Genomic DNA, 24,136 nt, shown 5'->3' on the forward strand with positions numbered 1-24,136 from the left:
GTGTGGCGGATCTGTCTTTGTCATTATCTGCCACTGCGCCGTCCTGTTAAGCGAGTCTAACCAGCTTTGCCGGGTCTGGCAGGGCATTTAGCCAGTATTTGAAGGCAGCGTGCGCCAAACGTTCCATCTGATTGCAGTGCCCGGTATCCTCGGGAACTTCTGCTGCCATCTGGAGCACAGATTAAAGACATTCATTAGCACAGGATCCGAACCATGCACCTTCTGGTAGTCGAAGACGACGACATCGTACGCATGCTGATGGTCGAAGTGCTCGACGAACTGGGCTACAGGGTCATCGAGGCGGACAATGCCGGCGCGGCGCTGCGCATTATCGAGGACCCGGGCCAGGAGTTGGCGCTGATGCTGACCGACGTGGGGTTGCCAGACATGGGTGGCGAAGAGCTGGCCGGCAAGGCGCGCGAGTTGCGGCCGCTGTTGCCGGTGCTGTTCGCCAGTGGCTATGCCGAGAACGTCAATGTACCGGAGGGCATGCACCTGATCGGCAAGCCGTTCAGCATCGACCAGTTGCGCGACAAGGTGCAGGCCATTCTGGGTAACCCTTGAAATCGGTGCCGCCTGGTTCGCGGGCTTGCCCGCTCCCACAGGGTCAGCACAAGTTTGAGTGCAGTGGAATACCTGTGGCAGCGGGCTAGCCCGCGAAGAGGCCGGCACAGGCTGTAGCTGACTACAGTTCCCTGCGCAACAGGTAGCTATCCATGATCCACCCCTTGCGCGCCCGCTCCCGCTCACGCACCTCCAGTATCTGTGCCTTCACCGTTTGCAACGGCCCGGCAATCAGCACCTCATCCGCAGTCCCCAGGTACGCGCCCCAGTAAATCATCAACGCCGGATCATCGAGCCGGGCAAACGCGCACTGCCCGTCGAGCATCACCAGCACATTGTCGATCTGCCCCTGCCCGGCCAGGCGCCGCCCTGGCAATACGGTCAACGGCTCACCGATGCGGTTGAGCGGCACCTGATGGCGCGCTGCCAACGCCTGCACGCTGCTGATGCCCGGAATGACCTGCAGGCGCAGCGCCACACCACGCTCGCGGACCAGGCCAAGGATGCGCAGGGTGCTGTCGTACAGCGTCGGCTCGCCCCACAGCAGGAAGGCGCCGGTTTCCCCAATGCCTATCTCCTGTTCGATCAATTGGGCATACAGCGCCGCACGCTGCCGGTGCCAGTCCTGCACCGCGCCCAGGTAGTCATCGGCCTGGCCATCGCGTGCAGGGTCGGCCACCTGCACCAGGCGGTAGCCGCCCTCGGGCCGGTAGCGTTGGAGGATGGCCTTGCGCAGGCGCAGCAGTTCGTCCTTGTCGCCGCCTTTGTCGAGCACGAAGAACACACTGGCCTGGCGCAGTGCATCGACCGCCTCGTAGGTGACCTGGCGCGGGTCACCGGGGCCGATGCCGATCAACAACAGGTCTTTCATTGCCCTGCCCTTTGCGGAAACCAGCAGCCATTGTCAGGTGGCTGCCGGTATTTGGCAAAGCGCCCCGTCAGAAGATGGAGAAGTTGTAGCTGACGATGACCCGTGTCTCGTCCATGTCACGCGCCCATTTTTCATAATTGCTGCGGTAAGTTGAATTACGCAGACGCACGCTTACGTCCTTGAACGTGCCACCTTGCACCTGGTACTTGAACTCGGTGTCGCGTTCCCACTCTTTGCCTTCGGCCGTACTGCCCGGCACCTTGATATTGTCACCGTTGATGTAACGGGTGAAGAAGGTCAGGCCAGGCACGCCCAGGGCCTTGAAGTCATAGTCATAACGCACCTGCCAGGAACGCTCCTGGGCCGCGGCGAAGTCGTTGACCTGGGCATAGTTGACCAGGTAAGGGTTGGTGCCATCCAGGTATGGCATGGCACTGTCGCCATACATGCGCTGCCAACCGGCACTGAGCTTGTGGCCACCCAGGCTGTAGCCGAGCATGCCGCTGAACGCGCGATGGTCGATTTCGCCGGCGCGGGCATTGCCGATGTCATCACTCTTGATCAAGCGCAGGTCTGCCGACAGGCTGCCCACCGCCAATGGCTGGCTGGCCACCAGGCCGAGGAAGTGCTGGCGGTAGATGTTCTCCAGCTTGGCCACCTGGTACTGGGCGCTGAAGCGTTCGTTGAAACGGTAATCGACACCAGCCAGGTCGAAGTGATCAGCCTCGATACCGCAGGCATAGCGCTTGTTCTTGCAATGCACGCGAATGTCCTGGCGGTCGGTGGAATCCCGTGCGGTGTACTTGTCCAGGCGGGCCAGGGTGAACTTCAGGTCGCGCACTTCTTCGGAAGTGAGCATGGCGCCATGGAACATGGTCGGCAGCAGGCGGCCATCGTTGTACTTGAGCAACGGTACATCCGGCATCATCGAACCGTACTTGAGCACGGTACTGGAAACCTTGACCTTGGCCGCCAGGCCCATCTTCGCGTACTGGTCGGCCGAGTGGCGCGGGTCGTGACCGGAAGACGGCAACAGGCCGCTGTTACTGTCCGCCGGGCTGGAGTCAAGTTTGAAGCCGAACATGCCCAGCGCATCCACGCCAAAACCTACCGGCCCCTGCGTGTAACCCGACTGCACATTGAGGATGAAACCTTGTGCCCATTCTTCGCGTTTGGACGCACCCTGGCTGGAACTGCTGTGGCCGTCACGAAAATCCCGGTTGAAATAGACATTGCGTGCTTCGACCTTTGCACTGCTGTCTTCAAGAAAACCGGCGGCCTGGGCATTGACGCCGGCACACAACAGGAACAAGCCGGCAACACGACGCCCGGGGGCGAGGGGGAAAGGGGCAAACATGGGAGAAAACATCCGGAATCAAGGCGAGTAAACAACCTGTGGCACGTGTTGGCCACGGTACTGCGAGGGGGCCGAACAATAGCCGGCCATCATCTGAAATGATCGCGCGAAGCCTCTGGCACGGCCATTGGACCATGGTCTAAGCGCGCCACAAGACAACCGCGGAAAAACCGGACAATACCGCACGCAAAACTAGGAAAGTTCCCTGCTTACTTACAAAAAGTTTGCAGTTTACCCAGTACCCATGAATGACTACACTCGATATCAGCGAACAGCGGAACCCACCCGCGTGGCCGGCGTTTTTATTCTTCTTCAATGTTCGTCACGCCCTGCCACGACCGACGTACAGGAGTGATTACAGTGTCCAGACTTGCAGAGTTTCGTGCTGCCGAAAAAGCGCTCCAGGAACAGATGGCGCAACTGGAAGCGTTGAAAAAGGATGCCGGCCTCAAACGCGAAATCGAATTCGAGCAGAAACTAGTCGGCCTGATGAAAAGCTACGACAAGAGCCTGCGCGATATCATCGCCATCCTCGACCCGAAGGCAGTGGCCCGGGTTTCCAGTGCAGCACCCAAGCAACAGCGCCGCGCGCGCGTGGTAAAGGTTTACACCAACCCGCATACCGGCGAGCGAATCGAGACCAAAGGCGGCAACCACCGTGGGCTCAAGGCCTGGAAAGAACAATACGGCGCCGCCACGGTAGAAAGCTGGGTACGCTGATGAAACGTCCACACGCACTTCACACTTTTTTCACAAGGGCTGGCTCAGTATCGAGACAGCTAAAGGACTAGCGACCCCATCACGCGCCCGCACATGCGGGCCTCTAATTCCAGCGCCCTGCCTTGTGCAGGGCGCTTTCATTTGCGCAATCGGCACACTGCCGTATCATGGCCAGCCTGTCTGTTTTGCCGGTGCCCTGCGCCCGGCCCCGTCTCAGGAGTTCCCATGAGCCTGCACGATCTGCAAACCCTGCCTGGCGTCACCGCCCAACCGGACGCCGCCACCGCCCAGTTCGTCTTCAACCACACCATGCTGCGGGTAAAGGACATCGAAAAGTCCCTGGACTTCTACACCCGCGTGCTGGGTTTCCGCCTGGTAGACAAGCGCGACTTCCCCGAAGCTGCCTTCAGCCTGTACTTCCTGGCCTTGGTCGACCCGGCGCAGATCCCGGCCGATGACAACGAACGCCACCAGTGGATGAAGTCTATTCCGGGCGTGCTGGAACTGACCCACAACCACGGCACCGAAAACGATGCCGAGTTCGCCTACCACAACGGCAACACCGACCCGCGCGGCTTTGGCCACATCTGCGTCTCGGTACCGGACGTACGCGAAGCCTGCGCACGCTTCGAGGCACTGGGTGTACCGTTCCAGAAACGCCTGCAGGACGGGCGCATGAACCACCTGGCCTTCGTCAAGGACCCGGACGGTTACTGGGTCGAAGTCATCCAGCCGACCGAGCTCAAAGGCTGAGCACTCATCGCTGCTCGCTCGTCGGGCCGGGAACTCCCGGCCCTTTGCTGTGGTATATGAAGGTAACTGCTTCACATGCCACAGCGAGGTAAGGACGATGCAATCTCTTCACTGTGAATATCGCAAGCACACCATCACCGCCAGCGTGATGCCCCACCCCGATTCCCCCCTGCCCTATGCCGCCGGGTGCCTGATTACCGACCCCGAAGGGCACACCAGCAGGCGCATGTCGATGCCGATGAAGTTCTTCTCCGACCTCGAGAACGCACAGCATGTGTCGCTGGCCCATGGCCGGGCGCTGGTCGACCAGCAGCTGGATGAAGGGCACAAGGTGTTCTGACCTTGTCAATGCTTGTGCCGGCCTCTTCGCGGGTAAACCCGCTCCCACAGGGGTAGCGCCGTTGCTACATGCGTGCGCTATCCCTGTGGGAGCGGGTTTACCCGCGAAAGGGCCGGCACAGGAATAATCAGATATCCCGGGCGTACGCCACCGCCGCCTCCACCTGCGCCAGGGTGGGTCGCACCCCGGTGTAAAGCACGAACTGCTCCAGCGCCTGCAGCGCAATCACCTCCAGCCCGGTGATCACTGGCTTATCCAACGCCCGCGCTCGGCGGATCAACGGAGTGCTCTCCGGCATCGCCACAACATCGAACACCCGCGCCGCCGCGGCGATGGCGTTCTCGGAAAACGCCAGCTCCTCGGCCTCGGGCCCGCCCGCCATGCCGATCGGCGTCACGTTCACCAGCATGGGTGGGCACAGGTCGCCCAGCTCCGCCACCCAGCGATAACCACACACATCCGCCAGCTGCCGCCCCGCCTGCTCGTTGCGCGCAACGATGATGCCTTCGGCGAACCCGGCATCGCGCAAGGCACTGGCTACCGCCTTGGCCATGCCGCCACTGCCGCGCAGGGCAAACGCCGTGGACGGGTCGACCTGGTGCTGCGCCAGCAACTGACGCACGGCCAGGTAATCGGTGTTGTAGGCCTTCAGGTGGCCATTGGTATTGACCAGGGTATTGACCGACTCGATGGCCGCAGCCGATGGGTCGATCTCGTCGACCAGGGCCATGCAGGCCTCCTTGTACGGCATCGATACCCCGCAACCGCGGATACCCAAAGCGCGAATGCCCGCCACCGCCGCCGGCAGGTCATCGGTGCGCATGGCCTTGTAGTAGAAGTCCAGGCCGAGCTGCTGGTAAAGGTGGTTGTGGAACCGTACACCGAAGGTGCCGGGGCGACCGGCCAGGGAAATGCACAGCACGGTGTCTCTGCTTGGAGTTGCCGACATAACCTGCTCCTTTGTCATAACTGAAACGTTTGTTCAGCGTAACAGAGGTAACCGCTGGTCGTCCCTTACACAACCTTTACCGTTCCCCCGTGCTCAGCTGACGAAGAGTGGAGTCATAGTAATAGGACCCCACACTTGGGGTGTCCTTGCGAGGGTTTCTTCATGAACCGTCACATTCCCGGAATCGCCCTGCTGGTCGGTGCCCTGGCCATCAGCGCACCCGCTGTCGCCCACGGCGGCCATGGCCATGGCGGTTGGTACGGCCCCGGCCCGCTGCTGGGTGCGGCCGTGGTTGGCGCCGTGGTCGGGGCGACGGTTTATGGCGGGCGTGACCGTACCGTGTACGTCGAGCGCCAACCGGTCTACTACGGGCCGCCCCCGGTGTACATGCAACCACCGCCACCGCCGGTGTACTACCAGCCGTACTACGTGCCAGCACCACCGCCTCCGGGCTACCGCACCTACTACGGTCCGCCACCGGTGTATTACGGCCCGCCGCGCTGGTAAATGTTGATAGAACCAATGACCACTATCGAGGAAGTTAATTTCAAACCGCCCCGGCTGCTGCGTAAGGTAGGGCCATGTTTTACAGGAGGTCCACATGGCCACTATCCAGATCATGTCCGTTGTTGGCAGTGCCGTCCCCGCTTCGCTGCGTGAGCAGGGCCTGCTCGCATGCTGGTACCTGGTGCGCAACGGCGAAGCCGTAAGCGGCCCGATGCCGACCCGCGCCTCGGCCCAGGCCCTGGTCGAACAGTTGCAACCAGGCACCATGGTCGCCTGACCCGTATTTGTTGTGCGTTGCTCCCTACGCCCTTCTGGCCCGCCTACCTGGCGGGTCTTTTTTTGCCTGGGCGTTACGCCTGCACCTCCCCGCCGCAGGCAACGAACATTGCCAACAACGCGGCCAACTGGTGCTCACGCTGACCGTAGCCCGCGCCAGGCAAGCTGGCCCAGATAGGCGCGGCCTTGGCGATCGCCTGGGCAATGCGGCCAGCCTTTATCAGTGCCAAGGCACCGCGTTCGCTCAGCAACTTGATTGCCGCCAGGTCCTGGGCCTCAGGGGTAAAGCGGCCATTGAAGCCATAGGTACTCACGATGGCATCCCAGGTACCGGCCAGAATCTGGTACCGCCCAGCCGCAGAACTGTGGATGCCGTAGCTGGGCAACCACACCCTCTGCTTCGGGTGCCCGCTGTAGTCATTGAACAGTTGGCCGCCGACCAGGACGTTGTAGCCATCGTCGCTGGCAGCGATGGTCGAGGTACCCTCGGACCAGGCCAGCATGTCCAGGAACGCGAGCACGTTCGCCCCGCCGACAGCGGCAGAATCCAATCGAGCCATGTTGTCTCCATGCAGAAGAAGCCCATACGCATGGGCGTGAACAGAATTTGTCTTGCGGGCCGCCTCACTCACCCTGCTTCCCGCGCAGGCGGGCGACGCCCTCGCCCTGGACGGTGACCTGCCGGGGTGGATGGCCACCTCGACTGGTCAGCGCTTCGATCTTGCCTTCCAGGCGCCCTACAGTGATCACCAGTTCATTGCGTTCCTTTGCAAACTGATCGGCCCTGGCCTGTGCTTCTCTTCGGGCGTCACGCTCGATATCGAGCAACTCGTTCAGGCGCCGGACCACGCCAATATCAGCGTTGTCCATGGCACGGTCAGCCGCATCCCTGGACAGCCACTTGCGCAGCCAGAGGAATGCGCCCAGCAACACGGTGCCTGTTCCGCCCAGCCAGGTGATGGTGCCTGGGCCGAGGTCAGTCGGATCCATGAAAACCTCATTACCAATGGTGATGTCGTAAGCCCTGGAGAACAGCTTCTCGGTGGCTTTCCTTGCTTGCATGATTAATTTAGCCTACAGCTAATTTCATGACAAGGAAAATTTAGCTGTTAGCATATTTAGCAGCAAGCTAAACACTGGCATGCTTCGCTCCATGGACATCTACGAAATTCGCAAGCACAACCTGGTCAAGCTGATCGGCAACCAGAGAAAGGGATCCTGCGCAGAGCGCTGGGGGATGGCGCCTGCGCACCTGAGCCAGATCCTTTCGGACAAGACAGCGAAGAACCTGGGCGATGATGTGGCCCGCCGAATCGAGGGCATCGAAGGCTTGCCGCGGGGGTGGTTCGACGCGATGGCAGCGGGCGACCAGGCGCAGTCGCCGGCCGAGGCTGGCGACAGCAAGCTTTCCGCGGCCGACCTGGTCAAGCAGATGCTTGCCAGAAGCGGCAGAGGCATCCCTGAAGAAACCCGGCAAAGGCTGCTGGCCGCCGCCGAGGAGCCGGCAGATTCGACACTGGTGGCCGCTGAACCTGCTCGGCCAGGCCTGGTGGGCGACGAAGTGTGGATTGCCCACTACGACGTCCGCGCAGCCATGGGTGGCGGGCAGATCCCCCACGACTACCCCGAGATGTTCAAGGATGTTCGCGTCAGCCCAAGCCACCTGCGCGAGCTGGGCGTGGAGTTCAGCGAGCACCACCACCTGAAGATGGTGACCGGTTGGGGCCAGTCGATGGAGCCGACCATCAAGCACCGCGACCCGCTGATCGTGGACGTCAGTATTCGCGAGTTCGTCGGTGACGGAATCTACTTCTTCTCCTGGGGCGACCACATCTATATCAAGCGATTGCAGATTGCCGACGAAGACCATTTCGAGATGATTTCCGACAACTCGCGGCACAAGGACCGCATGATTCGCCGGGAAGAGACCTACATCCAGGCCAGGGTGCTGCTGGTGTGGAATGCACACCTTGTGTAAGGCGAAGCCCACCACCCCGGCGTAATGCTGTCCCTTCGCGGGCAAGCCCGCTCCCACAGCCAAGCGGTACGCGTACCCTGTGGGAGCGGCTTTAGCCGCGAAGAATCCAACGCGGTGCATGGCACCGGCTTCGCCGGTGTTCGCGGCTAAAGCCGCTCCCACAGAGCCCCTGCTAATTTAATGAGTTATGCGCGGTTCTATGGGAGCGGGCTTGCCCGCGAAGGGCTGCAAGGCAGCCCCATCGATGCCACATCAGACTTGAGTGAACAGCATTACGCTACCCCGCAGGCTCTTTCTGACCTTCAGAAAGGTGCCGCCTCCTCGGCCTGCTGCTCGCTGTCCTGCTCGACGATAAAGTCGTCGCGCTCCTCCACGCTGCTGCGCTCCCAGCGCACCGTCACGCTCTCGTCGTCGTTGAAGGTCAGTTCCAACTCGGGCGTCTCGGCCAGCAGGCCCATCACCTCCTCCCACTCGGCATCACCGTCGGTATCCAGGCGATGCACCGTCACCCAGCGCTGCGTCTGCGCGAGCGGGTGGTTGATCATCGCTGATACCCGCAAGCTCAGACGCTCCATTCCGGTTATTTCCTGGCGCTGATGGGGCGTCGACTTCATGTGCTTAGACATACTCATATCCTGACGGCTGTATATTCGTACAGTATTCAAGGAAAGCTTATCTCACCGCCAAATCAAGCGTAAAGCCCCGCTGCGGAAAATTTTCGCCAACAGGTAATTTGTCGCCCGGCGAAATAATTTTAGCCATAAGCTATTGACGATGATTTAGCGCAGAGCTAAATTCCACTCCAGCAGCCGCCACCGTGCTGCTGCGGCACCAACCGACATTTCCATTCAGGAGTTCCCCCCATGAGCGTAGATATCAGCAACCTCACCATCGCCGTTCCGGTAGCCGAATCGTCGATCAGCACCGTAGCGGTCGAACTCACCGGCAGCGAAGCGATTGCCCTGTACCCGAACTACGTGACAGTGCTCAGCGATGGTTCGGTCCAGTTGTCTGCCCCCACCAAAGGCGCTTCGAGCAAAAGCACCCGCAGGACCCGCTGCGAGTGGTCGGAGCCGGAATACTGGAGCCTGGGCGGCGCCTTGGATCACTGGAATCGCCAGGAAATGACACTGACCAAGGTCAACTGGGCGCAGAAGGTGGTTATCGCGCAGATGCACGTCTACGGGGACGACAGCCCGCCCGTGAAGGTGTTCTGGAAAAAGGGCAACATCACCCTGGGGTTTCGACGGACCTACAACCAGGCGGATCCTGTGAATTCGACGGTGCTCAAGGGGGTACCGCTGGGGTCGAAGTTCGAGGTGAGCATCCACGCCACGTCGGCAGGCGTGGTCACCGTTACCGCCAAGTACAACGGGGTGACGGGTTCGTCCGGCGATCTCCAGTTCGACAGTACCTGGGCTTCGCGGCTGTTCGAGTTCCACGGCGGGGTGTACAACCAGGTGGACTACTCCGACACGACGCCCGCCGATGACGGCTCGATCTGCATCATCAGCGACCTCTCGCTGATCCATGCCTGAACCCAGGCACCCGGCGAGACATCCCGATGCCCCTGCATCCCGGCACAGGTTGCATCGGGATCGCCCTGCATTTAGCGATCAGCTCGAATGGCTGTCGCCCAAACTTCCTGATTCCCGGATGAACTAAGCTGTTCGGGTCTCTTTTTTCCAGACAGGGTTAGGCCCCATGAGACTGTTCGATTTCATTGATAGCAGTATGGAACCCATTCTCCAGGCTTGGGAAAACTACGCCCGCTCGGTTGAAACAGAGCTGCCGAAGCAGGACTCCTCCGGCTTGCGCGATCATGCCGAAAAGATGCTCCGCACCGTGGCCAAAGACATGAGAACGCCTCAGAGCAGGCAACAACAGTCCGAGAAGGCACAAGGCAGAGGCCCCAGGAGTTCAAGCGAAACCGCAGCGCAGACCCACGCTGTTGCTCGCTTGATAGCTGGGTTCTCGATGGACCAGATGGTGTCCGAATACCGGGCATTGCGCGCAAGCGTTCTGTCACTCTGGCTTAGCCAGGAGTCGTTCGCAGACGCGCATCATGTTCAGGACATGATCCGGTTCAATGAAGCGATTGACCAGGCGCTCGCAGAGTCGATCGCTGCCTACGGAACGGCAGTCGAGGCGACCCGGAAAATGGTGCTAGCCGTGCTCGGTCATGATTTGCGTTCGCCCTTGGGCGCGATACTCATGGCTGGCGGGCTGATCCAGCGGCAGGCCGGTCTGGATGAAAAGGGAAAGTTACTTGCGACCCAGGTTTGTGCCAGTGCACATCGGGCAAATGTCATGATCAACGATCTGCTGGATCTGGCCCGCTGCAATCTGGGGACTGGCATTCCAGTGGATTTGCGGAAAATGGATTTGAATCCAATCTGCAAGGCTGTCATTGACGAACTGCGCACGGCGTTCCCGCACGCGCGCATCATCCTGGATGAGCAGGCGCACATCACGGGCCAATTCGACCCTGACCGCATCTCTCAGGTTTTCTCCAACCTGATAGGCAATGCCCTGCGCCATGGCGATGCAACGGCCCCGATCAAGGTCACGCTGGCCAAGGTGGATGGTGTTCCACGGGTCAGCGTCCAGAATTCCGGAGAACCTATTCCACCCGAGGTGATGCCCTAGATCTTCAAGCCGGAAGGGAGATACTCGAGCTACTCATCCGGAGAGCGTGGCTCAGCAGCGGGGCTCGGCCTTGGCCTGTTCATCGCATCGGAGATCGTGGCGAACCACGGTGGCAGAATTGAGGTGGAGTCGACTGAGGAGGACGGGACGACCTTCGAGGTTGTTCTGCTGTCTTCGGCAGAGTGATGATGGGTACAGAATTGGTACAGGATTAAATTTCGTTCACGTTGCGCCCTTTAGTCATAAGGCATTCGACAGCAAATCAGCCATACTCCAGAATGCAGCGGTTTTTTGGGGGAAAACCCTTGCACAGCCAACGACATACCAACTTTTAGTGAGCCTCAACGTGAAAACATCCCTGTCCATCCTCAGCCTGCTGCTGTTGCTCACAGGTACTGCGACCCTTCCGTCGACCGCTGCTGCACAACCCCCGGCCCAGGTTCAACGTGACCCATCCAAGCTGCATCTCGCCTCGGGCAGCGCCCTGCTGATCGACCTGAACACCAACCAGGAGCTGTATTCGAGCCACGCCGACCGCGTGGTGCCGATTGCCTCGGTGACCAAACTGATGACGGCGATGGTAGTGCTGGATGCCAAGCAGCCCATGGATGAGATGCTCACCATGACCATTGCCAACAACCCGGAAATGAAAGGCGTGTATTCGCGTGTGCGCCTAGGCAGCCAGCTCGACCGCCGCGAAACCTTGCTGATCACCCTGATGTCATCGGAAAACCGTGCGGCCAACACCCTGGCCAACCATTACCCTGGCGGCTACCCGGCGTTCATCAAGGCGATGAACGCCAAGGCCCGCAGCCTGGGCATGGCGCACACCCGCTACGTCGAGCCAACGGGCCTGTCGACGCAGAACGTGTCCACGGCCCGTGACCTGGCCAAGCTGCTGATGGCGTCGCGCAAGTACCCGATGCTGAGCGAGCTGTCGACCACCCGCGAGAAGACCGTGGCCTTCCGCAAGCCCAACTACACCCTGGGCTTCCGCAACACCGACCACCTGGTGAACAAGAGCAACTGGGACATCAAGCTGACCAAGACCGGCTTCACCAATGAAGCCGGGCACTGCCTGGTGCTGCTGACCCGCATGGACAACCGCCCGGTGGCCATGGTGATCCTCGACGCCTTTGGCAAGTACACCCACTTCGCCGATGCCAGCCGCATGCGTCAGTGGCTGGAAACCGGTGCTGCCAAGCCGGCGCCGGCGGTGGCCATGCAGTACAAGGCAGAGCGGCAGAACAAGGGGCGCCTGGCGGCCGAATGACCGGAGCCGGAATGATGGGGCCTGCACCGGCCCTATCGCCGGCAGCCAGCTCCCACAGTGACAGCACCAGGCCTGCGAGAGCAACTGCCCTGCGCGGTCCATGTGGGAGCCGGCTTGCCGCGATAGGGCTGCACAGCAGCCCCAAGTTCGTCAGGCCGTGGCGCTGACCATTCCGCCCGCGCTGCTGCCACCCTCTTGCTGCAACAACTCCAGTAACTGCGCCGTGGCCGCCATGATCTGCCCGTTGATAGTGGCAATGCTCGCCTGCTTGGCTCCCACCGCAGCCGCCTTGGCAGCCTCGTCCATTTTGCTGTCCATCAATGCAGCAAGCTGCTTCTGCTCCTCGGCCAGCTGCTTCTGCAAATCCTTGATCAACTGACGCAGCTCGGACACGGCCTGTGACTCCCCACTGCCTTCACTGTCCGTGGATTGCGCCTGGCCAGCCCCGCCAACCTTCATGCTGTCGCTACTGATGCTCAAGGGCCCCAGTGCCTCACCAGCCTGTTTCGCCTGCTCGCGATCGGCAGTTGCGTTCGCACTCAGCGTCTGGGCCGAAACGCCGTTGATTATCAAATTGCTTGCTGTTATCCCGCTCATCTCGGTTCCTTGCCTCGAGTTGGCTCCTTGTCGTATCCCCTATCGGCCACCCCTCACAGTTCTTTAGTCCGCTTAAATTCCCCCCCGACTGGCTCGTTCCAACACATGTACTTGCGCAGGAGCCGGAGCCCCGGCGGGCGTCCAAATTCGACCATTCAGGGAATCGCAGCCATGAGCCAGCCCTCACAGCAGGAAACCATCAAAGATCTGATCGGCGTGGGCTTCGGCCCTTCCAACCTGGCCCTGGCCATCGCCCTGGAGGAACTCGCCGAGTCCCAAGGCCATGCCCTCGACGCGCTGTTCATCGACAAGCAGCAGGACTATCGCTGGCACGGCGAAACCCTGGCCACTCAGAGCGAGCTGCAGATCTCGTTCCTCAAGGACTTGGTGTCGCTGCGCAACCCCACCAGCCCCTACAGCTTCGTCAACTACCTGCACCAGAAGCAGCGCCTGGCCGACTTCATCAACCTCGGCACCTTCTACCCGTGCCGCCTCGAGTACAACGACTACCTGCGCTGGGCCGCCGAGCACTTCGCCACCCAGGCGGTTTATGGGGAGGAAGTGCTGCGCATCGAGCCGGACGTGCAGGCGGGCCGGGTCGAGCACCTGCGCCTGGTCTCGCGCGACGCCCAAGGCCGCGAATACAGCCGCCGCACCCGTTCGGTGGTGGTCGGCAGCGGCGGTACGCCGAAAATCCCGGAAAAGTTCGGTGCCTTCAAGGACGACCCGCGGGTATTCCACCACTCCCAGTACCTGAGCAGCCTGAACAAGCTGCCATGCACCGCCGGCAAGCCGATGCGCATTGCCGTGATCGGCTCGGGCCAGAGCGCCGCCGAGGCGTTCATCGACCTCAACGACAGCTATCCGTCGGTCAAGGTCGACATGATCCTGCGCGGTTCGGCGCTCAAGCCTGCCGATGACAGCCCGTTCGTCAACGAGATCTTCTCGCCGGACTACACCGACCTGGTCTACAACGAACCGGCCGACCAGCGCAGCAAGCTGCTGGGCGAATACCACAATACCAACTATTCGGTGGTCGACCTCAACCTGATCGAACGCATCTACGGCATCCTTTACCGGCAGAAGGTCGCCCACCAGTACCGCCACAACGTGCTGTGCCGGCGCCAGGTCGAAGCCGTGGTGGCCACCCGCGAAGGCCTGGAGCTGACACTGCGCGACCTCGCCACCGGCCAGCAGCAGACCCACCGCTACGACGCGGTGATACTCGCCACCGGTTACGAGCGCCGCTCGCACCGTGACCTGCTGGCGCCCCTGGCCGGCTACCTGGAAGATTTCAGCGTCGACCGCAACTACCGCGTGCTGGCCAGCCCCGACCTGCAGGCCTCGGTGTACCTGCAGGGCTTCTGCGAAAACAGCCACGGCCTGAGTGACACCCTGCTCTCGGTGCTGCCGGCGCGCGCTGCGGAAATTGGCCGCGCGCTGTACCAGGACCTGGCGCAGCTGCACGGCAAGCCGCAACCGGCCGTGGCCCTGACCCGCGCCTGATCCCCTGCCCTCAAGGCATGCACAGGTCCTGTAGGAGCGGCCTTGTGTCGCGAAAGGGCTGCAAAGCAGCCCCGGCAATTTGTGCGTCTGCGCTGAAACCCTGGGGCTGCTGCGCAGCCCTTTCGCGACACAAGGCCGCTCCTACAGGGTCGCGCCAGCTTTCAGGCTTCTTTGCCTGAAACATTTGCTTGCATTTAAAACGGCAGGTTTTCGATTCTCATTCGTCCTTATCAATACAGCCCCTCTTTGGCTGGGCACACGCTCGACTCCCCATTGCAGAAGACCGTCAGATGGCCAAATCACCGAAAAAATCCAAATCCAGGCTGTGGTTCCTGGTCCACAGCTGGCTCGCCTTGCCGATCTGGTTCTTTGTCCTGATCGTCTGCTTCACCGGCATGCTCGCGGTGGTCAGCCAGGAAATCGTCTGGCTGGCCGACCCCGCCGTGCGCGCCAACAAGCCCGACGCCGACGCCGAGCGCCTGAGCTTCCAGCAGGTACTGGACGCCATGCACAAGGCCGAGCCGGACATGGTGGTGGAGCGGCTGATCCAGCCCGACGGTTCGCACTTCGCGGTCAAAGCCAATGTCACTCTGCCTGACGGCACCAGCCCGACACTGTATGTAAACCCCTACACCGGTGCCATCCAGGGCAAGACCCCGGACTTCAACTTCGAAGCCTTTACCCGCGCCTTGCACGGCTGGTGGCTGGTGCCGTTCACCAGCGGTTTCAGCTGGGGCTGGTACCTGGTGTCGCTGCTCGGCCTGCCCATGCTGGCTTCACTGGTCACCGGCCTGGTGGTGTACAAGAAGTTCTGGAAGGGCTTCTTCAAGCCGGTGCGCACCGGCCATGGTTCGCGAATTTTCTGGGGCGACCTGCACCGCCTGGCCGGGGTCTGGTCGATCTGGTTCATTGCGGTCATTTCCATCACCGGCACCTGGTTCCTGATCCAGGCAATCCTGGCCGACAACCACATCACCATTTCCAGCCGGCCCATCGTGCCGGTGATCGCCCGTGAGGACGTGCCGCAAACCCCGAATGGCAGCCCGGCAGCGCGCATCGACCTGGATGAAGCGGCACGCATCGCCGGCCTGGCGGTCCCGGGGCTGGAGATCAGCTTCATCTCGCTGCCGGCTACCGCCTACAGCCACATCACCCTGGCCGGACCAGGCTGGTACCCGCTGATGTTCCAGAGCGCCTCGGTGAACCCGTACACGCGTAATGTCGACAGTCAGTTCCTGATCAGCGACCGCTCCGCCCTGGAGTTCGTCACCGAGTCGATGCGCCCGCTGCACACCGGCGATTTCGGCGGCCTGCCGATCAAGCTGGTGTGGTTCTTCTTCGGCCTGGTCCTCACCCTGATGGTGTTCAGCGGTTTGCTGATCTGGACCAAACGCACCGCCCAGGCCACCGCCGCCGCCCTCAAGCGCAGCGAGCGCGCACCGCGCATGGCGCGCCATGAACCCACCGTGGAGATCCGCCCATGAGCCAGGCCCAAGCCGTGACCGTCAGCCCGCTGAAGCAACTGTGGCTGAAGTGGCGTTTTCACTTGAACATCCTGCTGATTCTCATCCCGCTGGGCTTCATGCCCAAGTACTTCGCCGAGGCCAAGCTGTTTCGCGGCGAAGCGGGGCTCGGCGCCAATGTGATCCACGACATCCAGGTCGGCCCCTATACCCTGGACCTGGCCGAGATGCGTGACGAGGCGCCCCGCGCCGATGGCCCGGCCGGCCACTTCAAGGTCTTCAATGCATCGCTGTGCAAGGCCTGCGTCAACGGCGTCAAGGCGGCCTACCTGCGCATCGGCAAACCGCGCAGCCTGCGCGCCGCCGGCACGATTTTCTTCGGTGCGCCGTACAACATGGGCACCTCGTTGCCGATCCCGCCACGCACCAAGACCGACGCGCAGATCTGGATCACCCTGGAAGGCTGGGACGGCAGCATGCACCAGGCGTCGGTCCCCCTGGCCAAGGCATCGCCAGCCACCGTGGCCTGGCTCGAGAAACAAGGAGGCAAGAAATGAAACACCTGATACGCACCCTCGCCCTGCCCTTGCTGGTGCTGGCCGCCTGCCCGGCCCTGGCGCACAACCCGATGTGCGAGTGTGAAGAGCTGGCCGGCGGCCAGGTCAAGTGCACCGGCGGCTTCTCAGACGGCAGCGGCGCCCCCGGAGTTACCCTGGATGTGATCGGCTACGACGAACAGGTGCTGGTCGGCGGCAAGCTCGGTGATGACTCGACCCTGACCTTCAAGCGCCCGGACGGCGAGTTCTACGTGCTGTTCGATGCCGGCCCCGGGCACGTGGTGGAAGTCGACTACGCCGATATAGCCCAGCCATGAGCCGCGCCCAAGTGATTCGCCCGGCCGGCGCCGGGCACGAAACCCTGTACGTGCTGCTGGTCAGCCTGCTGATCGTGGTACTCGCCACCGGCGTGGTGCTGCTGCGCGGCGAACGCGAGGATGAACAGGCCATCGCCAGCCACCAGATAGACGCCCGTCGCGACCTGACCGCCGCCGAGCAAGGCCTGTACACCGACTTGCGGGTGGCCTTCGACGAAATCCAGCTGCTGCGTGAAGAGAACACCGCTGCGCCCAGCGTACAGGCACTTGCCGAGGAAGGCCTGCCGCCGTTCGTGGTCGATGCCGGCAGCCAGGGCCGCGGCAGCCACCAATGGTCGTGGCTGGAGACCGGGGCCTACCTTGGCCGCAGCCAGGCCCCGGAAGTGGCCGGCAGCTTGCTGCTGATCCTGCCGGCCGACAGCACCGGCCAGGCCGATGTCTGGCTGCGCCGCGACAGCGCCGCCGTGACCCCGGACGACCTTGGCCAGGCCGCCCTGATCGCCGCCGGCTGGCAGCAGGTGGTCAGCCATTACGACGCCGGGGTCACCCGCGAACACCGTCATTGAACCCAAGGACTTCACCATGCTCCGCTCCGCCCTCGCCCTGCTCCTGGCCATTGCCCTGCCGGCACAGGCCCTGGCCGATAACGGCAAGCCCCTGCGTATCGGCATTACCCTGCACCCCTACTACAGCTATGTGAGCAACATCGTCGGCGACAAGGCCGAAGTGGTGCCGCTGATTCCGGCAGGGTTCAACCCCCATGCCTACGAGCCACGGGCCGAGGACATCAAGCGCATCGGTACCCTGGACGTGGTGGTACTGAACGGCGTCGGCCATGACGATTTCGCCGACCGTATGATCGCCGCCAGCGAGAAGCCCGACATAAACACCATCGAGGCCAACCAGAACGTACCCTTGCTGGCGGCCACCGGTATTGCCGCCCGCGGCGCCGGCAAGGTGGTCAACCCGCACACCTTCCTGTCGATCAGCACCACCATCGCCCAGGTCAACAACATCGCCCGCGAACTGGGCAAGCTCGACCCGGACAACGCCAAGCTGTATACGCAAAACGCCCGCGCCTATGCCAAGCGCCTGCGCGCACTGCGTGCCGAAGCACTGGCCAAGGTCACCGAGGCGCCCAGCGCCACCTTCCGGGTCGCCACCATCCATGCCGCCTACGACTACCTGGTACGTGACTTCGGCCTGGAAGTGACTGCGGTGGTCGAGCCAGCCCATGGCATCGAACCCAGCCCGGCCCAGCTGAAGAAGACCATCGATCAGCTCAAGGCGCTGGACGTGCGGGTGATCTTCTCGGAAATGGACTTCCCGTCGGCCTATGTCGAAACCATCCAGCGTGAATCCGGCGTGCGCCTGTACCCGCTTACACACATCTCCTACGGCGAATACACCAAGGACAAGTACGAAGTGGAGATGAAGCGCAACCTCGACACCGTGGTCCGCGCCATCCAGGAGAACCGTGCATGACCGCCGCCGCCAACCTGATGACAGCCTGCGGGCCGCGCATCGAGTTCGCCGGCATCGACCTCACCCTGGGCCGCACCCGCATCCTCGAACAGGTCAGCTTCAACGTCGCCGCCGGCAGCGTGCATGCCATCGTCGGCCCCAACGGCGGCGGCAAGAGTTCGCTGATCAAGACCCTGCTAGGGCAGATGCCGCACCAGGGCCAGCTGACCCTGCACTGGCCCGGCGAACGCGACGTGATCGGCTATGTGCCGCAGGCGCTGGAATTCGACCGTGGCCTGCCGATGACCGTGGACGATTTCATGGCTGCCATGTGCCAGCGCCGCCCTGCCTTCCTCGGCTTGTCGCGTCGCGTGCAGCCGGCCATCGACACAGCCCTGGCGCAGGTCGGCATGCTCGACAAGCGCAAACGGCGCATGGGCGCGCTTTCCGGTGGCGAACGCCAACGCGTGCTGCTGGCCCAGGGCCTGATCCCCGAGCCGCAACTGCTGGTGCTGGACGAACCGATGTCGGCCCTGGATGAAGCCGGCATCCAGGTGTTCGAACAACTGCTGCAGGGTTGGCGCCAGGCCGGCACCACCGTGCTGTGGATCGAACATGACCTGGAAGCCGTGATGCGTCTGGCCGACCGAGTTACCGGCCTGAGCCGCCAGGTACTGTTCGACGCCCCGCCCGCCCAGGCCCTGACCCCGGAGCGCCTGCTCGGCCTGTTCTCCGTTCACCCGCGTAGCGAGAGCCTTGCCTGATGAGTTTTGAAATCTTTCGGCAAACGGTCCAGGACTGGGCCACTGCCGGGTACCTGCCGGAGGCGCTGGCCTACGGCTTCGTGGTCAACGCTTTGCTGGCCGGTTTGATGATCGGCCCGGTGCTGGGCGGCCTGGGCACCCTGGTGGTGGTCAAGCGCTTTGCCTTCTTCTCCGAGGCGGTCGGCCATGCCGCGCTGACCGGCGTGGCCATCGGCATCCTGCTGGGCGAGCCCTACACCGGCCCCTACGGCAGCCTGTTCGGCTACTGCCTGCTGTTCGGCATCTTGCTCAACTTCCTGCGCAACCGCACCGGGCTGTCGCCGGACACGCTGATCGGCGTATTCCTGTCGGTGTCGCTGGCGCTGGGCGCCAGCCTGCTGCTGATGCTGGCGGGCAAGATCAACGTGCACATCCTCGAGAACGTGCTGTTCGGCTCGGTGCTGACCGTCAGCGGCCAGGACCTGGTGGTACTGGGCATCGTCGCGGTGCTGGTGCTGGCATTGGCCGTGCCGCTGTACAACCGCATCATGCTGGCCAGTTTCAACCCACAGCTGGCAGCCGTGCGCGGGGTGGCGGTGAAAACCCTGGACTACCTGTTCGTGGTGCTGGTGACCCTGGTCACCGTGGCCTCGGTGAAGGTGATCGGGGCGATCCTGGTCGGGGCGCTGCTGGTGATCCCCGCTGCCGCCGCACGCCTGGTCAGCCAGTCGCTGAAGGGCTTTTTCTTCCTGTCGGTGCTGATTGCCACGCTGAGCACGCTGCTGGGCATCCTGCTGCCGATCGTTTTCGACCTGCCGGTGCCGTCCGGCGCCGCGATCATCCTGGTCGCGGGCATCTGCTTCGCCCTGGCGGCGCTGGCCCGCGCCCTCGTCCCCCGCCTGCAAGGAAACCCGGCATGAACCTGAAACGCCTGACCCTGGCGCTGGCCCTGGCCGGCCTGCCGTCGCTGTCTTTCGCCACGCAAGTGCTGACCACCCTGCCCGTCACCCACAGCCTGGCCAGCGCCTTGCTCGAGGGCACCAAGGTGCAGCTCAAGCGTGCAGCACCCGCCAACCTGCCTGCCAGCCGCCAGCCTTCCTATTTCAGCGGTCGCGGTGGCGCCAGCCTGCACAAGGCCGCGCAGCAGGCCGACGCGGTGATCGGCGTGCGCTCGATCTGGCGTGACGACCCGCTGTACCCGATGGCCCGGCGTAGCAATATCCGGATCGTCGAAATCGACGCAGCACGGCCAGTGGATGGCGCGCTGCCGGGCATAGCGGTGAGCGGCGACGAGGCCTATGGCGCCTATCCCTGGCTCAACCCGACCAACTTCGGGCGCATGGCCGATGTGGTAGCCAATGACCTGGAGCGGTTGGCGCCGGGCGACAAGGCGCAGATCCAGGGCAACCTGGCCGGGCTCAAACGCCAGTTGCTGGAGCTTTCGGCCAGCAGCCAGACACGCTTGGCCAAGGTCGACAACTTGACGGTGGTGAGCCTGTCGGAACGGCTGGGTTATCTGGCCAGCGGGTTGAACCTGGACGTGGTCGAGCAGCCGCTGCCAGCCGAGTGGGATGCGACTGCGCTGAAGGCGCTGGGGGACAACCTGAAGGCGCAGGATGTGGCGCTGGTGCTGGACCATCGGCGGCCGGAAGCGGCTGTGGCCGAGGTGATCAAGGCGTCCGGGGCGAAGCTGGTGGTGGTGGAGAGTGACCCTGAGGATGCGTTTGCGGGATTGAAGGCCAGTGTGGATCAGGTAGTTGCCGCCCTGGGCGAAAGCTGATCAGGCAGGCTGGCACGGTCAATGTGGGAGCGGCCTTGCGTCGCGAAAGGGCCGCATCGCGGCCCCAGGATTTCAGCACAGATGCACAAATTTCTGGGGCTGCTGCGCAGCCCTTTCGCGACGCAAGGCCGCTCCCACAGTTGATCGCGTTGAATGCAGCGCTAGCGCTTCATGCACCGCTGATAACGCTCATCCACCCGCCCGGCAAACCACGCCGTGGTCAGCTTGCGGGTGATCTTCGGGCTTTGCAGCTGGATCCCCGGCAGCACCGCCCGTGGCACCGGCTTGCCGGCCGCTGCATCGGCCAGGGCGAACACCCCGCTGTACAGCTTGCTGTCCTCGAAGGCCAGACTATCGCCCTGCTCCAGCTGGCTGCGAATCTGCGGGTTGCGCAGGCCCAGCTTTCCTCCCAGTTTGCGTGCCGCCTTTTCAGTGGTCCCGGGCATGATCGAGCCCGGCGCCACCAGGTCGCCATCCAGCGCCAGCGTTACCCCCGTCACCTTGCTCAGTGCCGCCTGAAATGCCGCATTGCGGCTTGCATACCAGCCCGCGTTGAAATCGGCAAAGCGATACAGCTGGCGATCATAGTTGGCCGAATAGCCTAGCAAGTGGGCGATACCGAAATACATGCCGCCGCGCCGGGTGAACACTTCCTGGCGAATGCTGCCGTCGTGGCTATAGGGGTAATCCCGCGCATGCTTTTCGGCAAAGTCGATGCTGACCTGCATCGGCCCACCGGTATGCACCGGGTTCAGCCCGCCCAGCAAGGTCTTGCCCAGCGGTACGCGAGCGATGACTTCGTCGTACAGTTCGCTCAGCTGCTTCTCGCTGCGCACCGCCTGCAAACGTTGCTGGTAGCTCTTGCCATTACCCGACGGCGCCTTCAGTGCACCGTCGACCAGCAGCTTGGGGATGTGCAGGCGCGCAGCGCGGCGGTCGATTTCCTCTCGGGCGATACGCCCCAGGTTGGGCACTTGCGGGTCGGCATTGAAGGTCGATTCCTGCTCGGTCACCGCCAGCACCGCGCACAGGTTGCTCTTGCTGGGGGCAATTCGCTGGGCCTCGAACGCCACCTGAATGTCCCGGGCCCAACCCTCGCGGTCCTTGGCCTGGGCGGGTAACAGCCGCAGCAGTTGGGCGCGGACCTTGGCCGGGTCCGTCTCGGGCGCTTCCTCACGACGCCCGGCGCAGCCTTGCAGCAGCGCCAGGGCCATCAACCCGGCAGCCAGTAACCGGCCGTTCAGGGCTGTTCACCGACCAGGTAGGTCTTGCTGATGTGCCGGAACAGCGGGTGGCTGGCACTACCCATGAGCTCGAACAGAACCATTTCGCGGGTCACCACCTGCGCTCCCGCGGCCCGCATGCGTGCCAGCCCTGCGGCCTTGCTCGCCGGCGTACGGCTATCACAGGCATCCTCGACCACGAACACCTGCTTGCCCAGTGCCAGCAGGCCAAGCACGGTCTGCAGCACACACACGTGGGTTTCCATGCCACAGACAATCACTTGCTCACGCGCCATCAAACTTGCTGGCAGGCACTCGGCGGCCACGCAGGAAAAATGGCTTTTCTCCACCACCTCGGCGGCCGGCGCTGCGGCCAGCAGTTCGGCCAGGGTATGGCCCAGGCCTTTGGGGTACTGCTCGGAAATCACCGTCGGCAGTTCCAGCTCGTTCGTCGCTGCCAGCAGCCATCGGGCCCGCGCGCGGGTGCCTTCAGGGTCGCTCATGGCGCCGATGAGTTTTTCCTGGATGTCGACGACCAGCAGCGTGGCCTTGTGGGGATCGATCAGCATTGTCTGCCTCTTGCCTGGGAAAAGGCCTAGCCTCCCCCAGGCAAGCGGTGACGTCAATCAGGCGGACAGCCGAAGCGGTTGCAGCGACGCGGTGAGTGCAGCGAGCACCCGGTCCTCATGCTCATGGATGAAGAAGTGGCCGCCTGGGAACATCTGCAGCGAGAACGCCCCGAGGGTTTCCTTGCGCCAGGCCTGCAATTGCTCGTCACTGGCGCGGTCCTGCATGCCGCCCAACACGTGCAGCGGGCACTGCAACGCTGGCCGCTGGCGGTAGGCGTAGGTACCACACAGCAGGAAGTCGGCGCGCAGGGTGGGCAAGGTCAGGCTCATCAGCTCGGCGTTGGCCAGCACTTCCTCGGGCGTGCCCTGAAGCTCGCGCAACTCGCCGATCAACTCGGCATCGCTCTTGGGCTCGCGCCAGTTCTTGCCGTCGTAATCCTCGCGGCGGGTCGGCGCTGCAGTACCGCAGGCAAACAGGGCCAGTGGCGCCGGGCAGCCCAGCGCTTGCAGCTCATGGGCCAGCTCGAAGGCCAGCAAGGCGCCCAGGCTATGGCCGAGCAGCGCGTAGGGGGTGCTGGCCGCCAGGCGCTGTTCGGCAGCCAGTTGCCGGGCCAGGGCCTGCATGTCGGTGTGCAGTGGCTCGGCAATGCGCGCGCCACGCCCGGGCAGTTCCACCGGGCGCACCTGCAACCACGTCGGCAGCTTGCGCCGCCAGCGGCTGTAGACCATGGCGCTGGCCCCGGAATACGGCAGGCACAGCAGGTTCAATGCAGTCACTGGGCGGCGGCTTCGGCCATTTTCTGGCGCAGGCTCAGCGGGCGCATGTCGGTCCAGACTTCATCGATGTAGGCCAGGCAGTCCTTCTTCAGGCCGCTCTTGCCTACGGCACGCCAGCCGTTGGGGATGGCTTTGTAGTCGGGCCAGATCGAGTATTGCTCTTCGTGGTTGACCACTACCTGGAACTGGATATCGTCGCGGTCGAAAACGGAAGTCATTGCCTGTCTCCTTGAGTGATGGATGCCGCTGCGCGCCTGGCGCAGGGGGGCTTTCAAGTAGACGTGGCGTGCGGCGAAAAAATTAGTGGGGCTGACGCGGTCTTCAGGTATCCCGCAACAGGTCGTGGGTATCGAGCAAGCGGAAGGCCACCTGCGGATTGCGCTCCAGCCCACGGCGGATCGCCGCCGGGATCGACTGCCGGGTCTTGCGGCATAGGCCGAGCTGATCATCCAGCTCGATGACGATGCCGCGCATGGTGCGCACTTCGTTGAAACCGGGGGCAATGTGCACGCGAATGCCGAGGTTTTCATACATCCGCTGCTGCAGGCGTTGCAGGTCTTCCAGGTCCTTGAGGTTTTCCAGGCGGTCGAGCAGGCGTTTCTCTTCCTGGCGGGTCAGCAGGAGGATGCGCTGAGCGGCCTGCGGGTGATCGACCAAGTGTTCGCGGCCGCAGTCGCAGGCGCCAGGGGGGCAAGGTTGGCGCAGAGGCGGTGTAGTGCTCATGGAGCAATCATAGCCTGTACCGGCCTATTCGCGGGTGAACCCGCTCCTACAGGTCCCCGGTAAAACTTTCCTGCCAGGCAAAAAAAATTCACAAACCTCTAGACCGTCACCCGCCTCTTCGCCTATAAATCGCCTAAAGGAAATTTATATTCCTACCAAGAAATATTTCTTCGCCTCCAC

The 24,136-nt window shown here is 62.8% G+C and carries 30 protein-coding genes and 1 pseudogene; 19 read left to right on the top strand and 12 right to left on the bottom strand.

Annotated features, from left to right (window positions below):
* Positions 1-213 precede the first annotated feature (213 nt).
* Entirely contained in the window at positions 214-564 is a 351-nt protein-coding gene (locus KDB76_RS18180) for a response regulator (protein WP_013973114.1), read from the top strand.
* A 121-nt stretch (positions 565-685) separates the two neighbouring features.
* Here the strand turns inward: KDB76_RS18180 and cobF are convergent, their stop codons facing one another.
* Together cobF and KDB76_RS18190 are read right to left on the bottom strand one after the other, a co-directional pair.
* Entirely contained in the window at positions 686-1,435 is a 750-nt protein-coding gene (gene cobF, locus KDB76_RS18185; RefSeq protein ID WP_013973115.1) for a precorrin-6A synthase (deacetylating), read from the bottom strand.
* A 67-nt stretch (positions 1,436-1,502) separates the two neighbouring features.
* Positions 1,503-2,792 (bottom strand): OprD family porin, encoded by a 1,290-nt coding sequence (locus KDB76_RS18190; RefSeq protein WP_024087340.1) that lies wholly within the window; start codon positions 2,790-2,792, stop codon positions 1,503-1,505.
* Positions 2,793-3,152: 360 nt separating this feature from the next.
* Here KDB76_RS18190 and KDB76_RS18195 point away from each other — a divergent pair, with 360 nt between their 5' ends.
* The 3 genes from KDB76_RS18195 (at position 3,153) to KDB76_RS18205 (ending at position 4,605) form a co-directional block, all read left to right on the top strand.
* Entirely contained in the window at positions 3,153-3,512 is a 360-nt protein-coding gene (locus KDB76_RS18195; RefSeq protein ID WP_015270810.1) for a histone-like nucleoid-structuring protein, MvaT/MvaU family, read from the top strand.
* Between the two features lie 225 nt (positions 3,513-3,737).
* On the top strand, positions 3,738-4,265 hold the full coding sequence (gene gloA, locus KDB76_RS18200) for a lactoylglutathione lyase (protein WP_013973118.1): 528 nt from the start codon (positions 3,738-3,740) through the stop codon (positions 4,263-4,265).
* 97 nt (positions 4,266-4,362) lie between these two features.
* The gene (locus KDB76_RS18205; protein WP_023660829.1) at positions 4,363-4,605 is read left to right on the top strand and encodes a hypothetical protein; all 243 of its coding nucleotides are present in this window, start codon (positions 4,363-4,365) and stop codon (positions 4,603-4,605) included.
* Between the two features lie 127 nt (positions 4,606-4,732).
* On the opposite strand, the gene KDB76_RS18210 is transcribed toward KDB76_RS18205, so the two are convergent.
* A complete protein-coding gene (locus tag KDB76_RS18210) occupies positions 4,733-5,554 on the bottom strand; it encodes a shikimate 5-dehydrogenase (RefSeq protein ID WP_024087341.1) in 822 nt (273 codons plus the stop codon).
* Between the two features lie 162 nt (positions 5,555-5,716).
* Between KDB76_RS18210 and KDB76_RS18215 the strand changes: the two genes are divergently transcribed.
* The gene (locus KDB76_RS18215) at positions 5,717-6,061 is read left to right on the top strand and encodes a hypothetical protein (RefSeq protein WP_015270813.1); all 345 of its coding nucleotides are present in this window, start codon (positions 5,717-5,719) and stop codon (positions 6,059-6,061) included.
* Positions 6,062-6,155: 94 nt separating this feature from the next.
* On the top strand, positions 6,156-6,338 hold the full coding sequence (locus KDB76_RS18220) for a hypothetical protein (protein WP_003259487.1): 183 nt from the start codon (positions 6,156-6,158) through the stop codon (positions 6,336-6,338).
* A 73-nt stretch (positions 6,339-6,411) separates the two neighbouring features.
* Here KDB76_RS18220 and KDB76_RS18225 read toward each other — a convergent pair whose 3' ends face one another.
* Together KDB76_RS18225 and KDB76_RS18230 are read right to left on the bottom strand one after the other, a co-directional pair.
* Positions 6,412-6,897: a glycoside hydrolase family 104 protein gene (locus KDB76_RS18225; protein WP_024087342.1), complete on the bottom strand. Its 486-nt coding sequence runs from the start codon at positions 6,895-6,897 to the stop codon at positions 6,412-6,414.
* Between the two features lie 64 nt (positions 6,898-6,961).
* Positions 6,962-7,327, bottom strand: a complete 366-nt coding sequence (locus KDB76_RS18230) for a hypothetical protein (protein WP_013973123.1) — start codon at positions 7,325-7,327, stop codon at positions 6,962-6,964.
* A gap of 163 nt (positions 7,328-7,490) precedes the next feature.
* Between KDB76_RS18230 and KDB76_RS18235 the strand changes: the two genes are divergently transcribed.
* Positions 7,491-8,315, top strand: coding sequence for a S24 family peptidase (locus tag KDB76_RS18235; RefSeq protein ID WP_024087343.1), 825 nt, complete (start codon positions 7,491-7,493; stop codon positions 8,313-8,315).
* A gap of 302 nt (positions 8,316-8,617) precedes the next feature.
* On the opposite strand, the gene KDB76_RS18240 is transcribed toward KDB76_RS18235, so the two are convergent.
* A complete protein-coding gene (locus tag KDB76_RS18240) occupies positions 8,618-8,941 on the bottom strand; it encodes a DUF1654 domain-containing protein (protein ID WP_023662493.1) in 324 nt (107 codons plus the stop codon).
* Positions 8,942-9,178: 237 nt separating this feature from the next.
* On the opposite strand from KDB76_RS18240, the gene KDB76_RS18245 reads away from it, so the two are divergent.
* From KDB76_RS18245 to pbpG, 3 genes and pseudogenes are all read left to right on the top strand, one after another.
* Complete coding sequence (locus tag KDB76_RS18245) at positions 9,179-9,853, top strand: polysaccharide lyase family 7 protein (protein WP_024087344.1); 675 nt, start codon at positions 9,179-9,181, stop codon at positions 9,851-9,853.
* A 166-nt stretch (positions 9,854-10,019) separates the two neighbouring features.
* Positions 10,020-11,150: pseudogene (locus KDB76_RS18250) on the top strand (HAMP domain-containing sensor histidine kinase).
* A gap of 160 nt (positions 11,151-11,310) precedes the next feature.
* Entirely contained in the window at positions 11,311-12,237 is a 927-nt protein-coding gene (gene pbpG / locus KDB76_RS18255; RefSeq protein WP_023662495.1) for a D-alanyl-D-alanine endopeptidase, read from the top strand.
* Between the two features lie 150 nt (positions 12,238-12,387).
* Here pbpG and KDB76_RS18260 read toward each other — a convergent pair whose 3' ends face one another.
* Positions 12,388-12,834, bottom strand: a complete 447-nt coding sequence (locus tag KDB76_RS18260) for a hypothetical protein (protein ID WP_013973129.1) — start codon at positions 12,832-12,834, stop codon at positions 12,388-12,390.
* A 171-nt stretch (positions 12,835-13,005) separates the two neighbouring features.
* Here KDB76_RS18260 and KDB76_RS18265 point away from each other — a divergent pair, with 171 nt between their 5' ends.
* From KDB76_RS18265 to KDB76_RS18305, 9 genes are all read left to right on the top strand, one after another.
* A complete protein-coding gene (locus tag KDB76_RS18265; RefSeq protein WP_013973130.1) occupies positions 13,006-14,340 on the top strand; it encodes a SidA/IucD/PvdA family monooxygenase in 1,335 nt (444 codons plus the stop codon).
* Positions 14,341-14,630: 290 nt separating this feature from the next.
* The gene (locus tag KDB76_RS18270; protein WP_013973131.1) at positions 14,631-15,824 is read left to right on the top strand and encodes a PepSY domain-containing protein; all 1,194 of its coding nucleotides are present in this window, start codon (positions 14,631-14,633) and stop codon (positions 15,822-15,824) included.
* Positions 15,821-16,360, top strand: a complete 540-nt coding sequence (locus KDB76_RS18275; protein WP_038409922.1) for a hypothetical protein — start codon at positions 15,821-15,823, stop codon at positions 16,358-16,360. The genes KDB76_RS18270 and KDB76_RS18275 overlap by 4 nt, the downstream gene beginning before the upstream one ends.
* Entirely contained in the window at positions 16,357-16,677 is a 321-nt protein-coding gene (locus KDB76_RS18280) for a hypothetical protein (RefSeq protein WP_013973133.1), read from the top strand. Before KDB76_RS18275 ends, KDB76_RS18280 begins: the two co-directional genes overlap by 4 nt.
* Positions 16,674-17,243: a DUF6162 family protein gene (locus KDB76_RS18285; RefSeq protein ID WP_003260375.1), complete on the top strand. Its 570-nt coding sequence runs from the start codon at positions 16,674-16,676 to the stop codon at positions 17,241-17,243. Before KDB76_RS18280 ends, KDB76_RS18285 begins: the two co-directional genes overlap by 4 nt.
* Positions 17,244-17,259: 16 nt before the next feature.
* Positions 17,260-18,162 (top strand): metal ABC transporter substrate-binding protein, encoded by a 903-nt coding sequence (locus KDB76_RS18290; RefSeq protein ID WP_015270825.1) that lies wholly within the window; start codon positions 17,260-17,262, stop codon positions 18,160-18,162.
* Positions 18,159-18,905: a metal ABC transporter ATP-binding protein gene (locus KDB76_RS18295; protein ID WP_038409923.1), complete on the top strand. Its 747-nt coding sequence runs from the start codon at positions 18,159-18,161 to the stop codon at positions 18,903-18,905. The genes KDB76_RS18290 and KDB76_RS18295 overlap by 4 nt, the downstream gene beginning before the upstream one ends.
* Positions 18,905-19,804: a metal ABC transporter permease gene (locus KDB76_RS18300; RefSeq protein WP_013973136.1), complete on the top strand. Its 900-nt coding sequence runs from the start codon at positions 18,905-18,907 to the stop codon at positions 19,802-19,804. Before KDB76_RS18295 ends, KDB76_RS18300 begins: the two co-directional genes overlap by 1 nt.
* Entirely contained in the window at positions 19,801-20,664 is an 864-nt protein-coding gene (locus KDB76_RS18305; RefSeq protein WP_038409924.1) for a zinc ABC transporter substrate-binding protein, read from the top strand. Before KDB76_RS18300 ends, KDB76_RS18305 begins: the two co-directional genes overlap by 4 nt.
* Before the next feature lie 161 nt (positions 20,665-20,825).
* On the opposite strand, the gene KDB76_RS18310 is transcribed toward KDB76_RS18305, so the two are convergent.
* The 5 genes from KDB76_RS18310 to KDB76_RS18330 form a co-directional block, all read right to left on the bottom strand.
* On the bottom strand, positions 20,826-21,878 hold the full coding sequence (locus KDB76_RS18310) for a DUF1615 domain-containing protein (protein WP_038409925.1): 1,053 nt from the start codon (positions 21,876-21,878) through the stop codon (positions 20,826-20,828).
* Between the two features lie 26 nt (positions 21,879-21,904).
* On the bottom strand, positions 21,905-22,456 hold the full coding sequence (locus KDB76_RS18315; protein ID WP_015270830.1) for a hydrolase: 552 nt from the start codon (positions 22,454-22,456) through the stop codon (positions 21,905-21,907).
* 57 nt (positions 22,457-22,513) lie between these two features.
* Entirely contained in the window at positions 22,514-23,233 is a 720-nt protein-coding gene (locus tag KDB76_RS18320) for an alpha/beta fold hydrolase (RefSeq protein ID WP_038409926.1), read from the bottom strand.
* Positions 23,230-23,451 (bottom strand): MbtH family protein, encoded by a 222-nt coding sequence (locus tag KDB76_RS18325; RefSeq protein ID WP_003256222.1) that lies wholly within the window; start codon positions 23,449-23,451, stop codon positions 23,230-23,232. Before KDB76_RS18325 ends, KDB76_RS18320 begins: the two co-directional genes overlap by 4 nt.
* 103 nt (positions 23,452-23,554) lie before the next feature.
* Positions 23,555-23,956, bottom strand: a complete 402-nt coding sequence (locus tag KDB76_RS18330; protein ID WP_023662857.1) for a hypothetical protein — start codon at positions 23,954-23,956, stop codon at positions 23,555-23,557.
* Between the last annotated feature and the right edge of the window lie 180 nt (positions 23,957-24,136).

This window comes from Pseudomonas sp. JS425 (genome assembly GCF_018223845.1).
Classification (GTDB): Bacteria; Pseudomonadota; Gammaproteobacteria; order Pseudomonadales; family Pseudomonadaceae; genus Aquipseudomonas; species Aquipseudomonas asiatica.

What these genes read in the sequence shown, in the direction of transcription:
- KDB76_RS18180 (WP_013973114.1), top strand. Translation starts at nt 214, where the DNA reads ATGCACCTTCTGGTAGTCGAAGACGACGACATCGTACGCATGCTGATG.
- cobF (WP_013973115.1), bottom strand. Translation starts at nt 1,435, where the DNA reads ATGAAAGACCTGTTGTTGATCGGCATCGGCCCCGGTGACCCGCGCCAG.
- KDB76_RS18190 (WP_024087340.1), bottom strand. Translation starts at nt 2,792, where the DNA reads ATGTTTGCCCCTTTCCCCCTCGCCCCCGGGCGTCGTGTTGCCGGCTTG.
- gloA (WP_013973118.1), top strand. Translation starts at nt 3,738, where the DNA reads ATGAGCCTGCACGATCTGCAAACCCTGCCTGGCGTCACCGCCCAACCG.
- KDB76_RS18205 (WP_023660829.1), top strand. Translation starts at nt 4,363, where the DNA reads ATGCAATCTCTTCACTGTGAATATCGCAAGCACACCATCACCGCCAGC.
- KDB76_RS18210 (WP_024087341.1), bottom strand. Translation starts at nt 5,554, where the DNA reads ATGTCGGCAACTCCAAGCAGAGACACCGTGCTGTGCATTTCCCTGGCC.
- KDB76_RS18215 (WP_015270813.1), top strand. Translation starts at nt 5,717, where the DNA reads ATGAACCGTCACATTCCCGGAATCGCCCTGCTGGTCGGTGCCCTGGCC.
- KDB76_RS18220 (WP_003259487.1), top strand. Translation starts at nt 6,156, where the DNA reads ATGGCCACTATCCAGATCATGTCCGTTGTTGGCAGTGCCGTCCCCGCT.
- KDB76_RS18225 (WP_024087342.1), bottom strand. Translation starts at nt 6,897, where the DNA reads ATGGCTCGATTGGATTCTGCCGCTGTCGGCGGGGCGAACGTGCTCGCG.
- KDB76_RS18230 (WP_013973123.1), bottom strand. Translation starts at nt 7,327, where the DNA reads ATGGATCCGACTGACCTCGGCCCAGGCACCATCACCTGGCTGGGCGGA.
- KDB76_RS18235 (WP_024087343.1), top strand. Translation starts at nt 7,491, where the DNA reads ATGGACATCTACGAAATTCGCAAGCACAACCTGGTCAAGCTGATCGGC.
- KDB76_RS18240 (WP_023662493.1), bottom strand. Translation starts at nt 8,941, where the DNA reads ATGTCTAAGCACATGAAGTCGACGCCCCATCAGCGCCAGGAAATAACC.
- KDB76_RS18245 (WP_024087344.1), top strand. Translation starts at nt 9,179, where the DNA reads ATGAGCGTAGATATCAGCAACCTCACCATCGCCGTTCCGGTAGCCGAA.
- KDB76_RS18260 (WP_013973129.1), bottom strand. Translation starts at nt 12,834, where the DNA reads ATGAGCGGGATAACAGCAAGCAATTTGATAATCAACGGCGTTTCGGCC.
- KDB76_RS18265 (WP_013973130.1), top strand. Translation starts at nt 13,006, where the DNA reads ATGAGCCAGCCCTCACAGCAGGAAACCATCAAAGATCTGATCGGCGTG.
- KDB76_RS18270 (WP_013973131.1), top strand. Translation starts at nt 14,631, where the DNA reads ATGGCCAAATCACCGAAAAAATCCAAATCCAGGCTGTGGTTCCTGGTC.
- KDB76_RS18275 (WP_038409922.1), top strand. Translation starts at nt 15,821, where the DNA reads ATGAGCCAGGCCCAAGCCGTGACCGTCAGCCCGCTGAAGCAACTGTGG.
- KDB76_RS18280 (WP_013973133.1), top strand. Translation starts at nt 16,357, where the DNA reads ATGAAACACCTGATACGCACCCTCGCCCTGCCCTTGCTGGTGCTGGCC.
- KDB76_RS18285 (WP_003260375.1), top strand. Translation starts at nt 16,674, where the DNA reads ATGAGCCGCGCCCAAGTGATTCGCCCGGCCGGCGCCGGGCACGAAACC.
- KDB76_RS18290 (WP_015270825.1), top strand. Translation starts at nt 17,260, where the DNA reads ATGCTCCGCTCCGCCCTCGCCCTGCTCCTGGCCATTGCCCTGCCGGCA.
- KDB76_RS18295 (WP_038409923.1), top strand. Translation starts at nt 18,159, where the DNA reads ATGACCGCCGCCGCCAACCTGATGACAGCCTGCGGGCCGCGCATCGAG.
- KDB76_RS18300 (WP_013973136.1), top strand. Translation starts at nt 18,905, where the DNA reads ATGAGTTTTGAAATCTTTCGGCAAACGGTCCAGGACTGGGCCACTGCC.
- KDB76_RS18305 (WP_038409924.1), top strand. Translation starts at nt 19,801, where the DNA reads ATGAACCTGAAACGCCTGACCCTGGCGCTGGCCCTGGCCGGCCTGCCG.
- KDB76_RS18310 (WP_038409925.1), bottom strand. Translation starts at nt 21,878, where the DNA reads ATGGCCCTGGCGCTGCTGCAAGGCTGCGCCGGGCGTCGTGAGGAAGCG.
- KDB76_RS18315 (WP_015270830.1), bottom strand. Translation starts at nt 22,456, where the DNA reads ATGCTGATCGATCCCCACAAGGCCACGCTGCTGGTCGTCGACATCCAG.
- KDB76_RS18325 (WP_003256222.1), bottom strand. Translation starts at nt 23,451, where the DNA reads ATGACTTCCGTTTTCGACCGCGACGATATCCAGTTCCAGGTAGTGGTC.
- KDB76_RS18330 (WP_023662857.1), bottom strand. Translation starts at nt 23,956, where the DNA reads ATGAGCACTACACCGCCTCTGCGCCAACCTTGCCCCCCTGGCGCCTGC.